Origin of the sequence: Streptomyces sp. NPDC088553, from assembly GCF_044752965.1 — a bacterium.
In the GTDB taxonomy this organism is placed as follows: Bacteria; Actinomycetota; Actinomycetes; order Streptomycetales; family Streptomycetaceae; genus Streptomyces.
The window spans coordinates 1,755-3,860 of sequence record NZ_JBIVMG010000020.1 but is presented as its reverse complement, the minus strand read 5'-3'; the positions used below and the strand labels follow the sequence as shown (position 1 = coordinate 3,860).

The 2,106-nt window shown below is 57.2% G+C and carries 1 rRNA gene (cut by a window edge); it reads right to left on the bottom strand.

The annotated features are described in order from the left end of the window. Window positions 1–1,954: ribosomal RNA gene (locus tag ACIP8Z_RS37570) — 23S ribosomal RNA — on the bottom strand; it reaches 1,264 nt to the left of the window's first position. Between the last annotated feature and the right edge of the window lie 152 nt (window positions 1,955–2,106).

Sequence of the window (2,106 nt, the reverse complement as noted above, 5' to 3'; positions counted from 1 at the left end):
CCAGCTCACGGAGTAAATCCGATCACCAAGCGTGGCCCCCCTTCTCCCGAAGTTACGGGGGCATTTTGCCGAGTTCCTTAACCATAGTTCACCCGAACGCCTCGGTATTCTCTACCTGACCACCTGAGTCGGTTTAGGGTACGGGCCGCCATGAAACTCGCTAGAGGCTTTTCTCGACAGCATAGGATCATCCACTTCACCACAATCGGCTCGGCATCAGGTCTCAGGCTATGTGCTGTCCGGATTTACCTGGACAACGCCCTACACCCTTACCCCGGGACTACCACCGCCCGGGCTGGACTACCTTCCTGCGTCACCCCATCGCTTACCTACTACCACCTTGGGTCAGCGGCTCCACCACTTTCCTTTCCCCGAAGGGTCCGGAACGGCTTCACGGCCTTAGCATTAATGGGCTCGATATTGGGCGTTTCAAAGCGGGTACCGGAATATCAACCGGTTGTCCATCGACTACGCCTGTCGGCCTCGCCTTAGGTCCCGACTTACCCTGGGCAGATCAGCTTGACCCAGGAACCCTTAGTCAATCGGCGCACACGTTTCTCACGTGTGTATCGCTACTCATGCCTGCATTCTCACTCGTGAACCGTCCACAACTCGCTTCCGCGGCTGCTTCACCCGGCACACGACGCTCCCCTACCCATCACAGCGGGCGTTGGCCCTATTGCTGCAATGACACGACTTCGGCGGTACGCTTGAGCCCCGCTACATTGTCGGCGCGGAATCACTTGACCAGTGAGCTATTACGCACTCTTTCAAGGGTGGCTGCTTCTAAGCCAACCTCCTGGTTGTCTCTGCGACTCCACATCCTTTCCCACTTAGCGTACGCTTAGGGGCCTTAGTCGATGCTCTGGGCTGTTTCCCTCTCGACCATGGAGCTTATCCCCCACAGTCTCACTGCCGTGCTCTCACTTACCGGCATTCGGAGTTTGGCTAAGGTCAGTAACCCGGTAGGGCCCATCGCCTATCCAGTGCTCTACCTCCGGCAAGAAACACACGACGCTGCACCTAAATGCATTTCGGGGAGAACCAGCTATCACGGAGTTTGATTGGCCTTTCACCCCTAACCACAGGTCATCCCCCAGGTTTTCAACCCTGGTGGGTTCGGTCCTCCACGAAGTCTTACCTCCGCTTCAACCTGCCCATGGCTAGATCACTCCGCTTCGGGTCTTGAGCGCGCTACTGAATCGCCCTATTCGGACTCGCTTTCGCTACGGCTTCCCCACACGGGTTAACCTCGCAACGCACCGCAAACTCGCAGGCTCATTCTTCAAAAGGCACGCAGTCACGAGATACAGCAAGCTGTATCCGACGCTCCCACGGCTTGTAGGCACACGGTTTCAGGTACTATTTCACTCCGCTCCCGCGGTACTTTTCACCATTCCCTCACGGTACTATCCGCTATCGGTCACCAGGGAATATTTAGGCTTAGCGGGTGGTCCCGCCAGATTCACACGGGATTTCTCGGGCCCCGTGCTACTTGGGTGTCTCTCAAACGAGCCGTTAATGTTTCAGCTACGGGGGTCTTACCCTCTACGCCGGACCTTTCGCATGTCCTTCGCCTACATCAACGGTTTCTGACTCGTCTCACAGCCGGCAGACTGTGAAAGAGAGATCCCACAACCCCGCATGCGCAACCCCTGCCGGGTATCACACGCATACGGTTTGGCCTCATCCGGTTTCGCTCGCCACTACTCCCGGAATCACGGTTGTTTTCTCTTCCTGAGGGTACTGAGATGTTTCACTTCCCCTCGTTCCCTCCACATGCCCTATGTGTTCAGGCATGGGTGACAGCCCATGACGACTGCCGGGTTTCCCCATTCGGAAACCCCCGGATCAAAGCCTGGTTGACGGCTCCCCGGGGACTATCGTGGCCTCCCACGTCCTTCATCGGTTCCTGGTGCCAAGGCATCCACCGTGCGCCCTTAAAAACTTGGCCACAGATGCTCGCGTCCACTGTGTAGTTCTCAAGCAACGACCAGCCACCCATCACCCCACCCGACAAGCGGATGAGTTCACTGGGGCCGGCATCGCGAAGATACAAACCTTACGGCCGTACCCTCAGATACCCAACAACGTGCCAAGCACGAC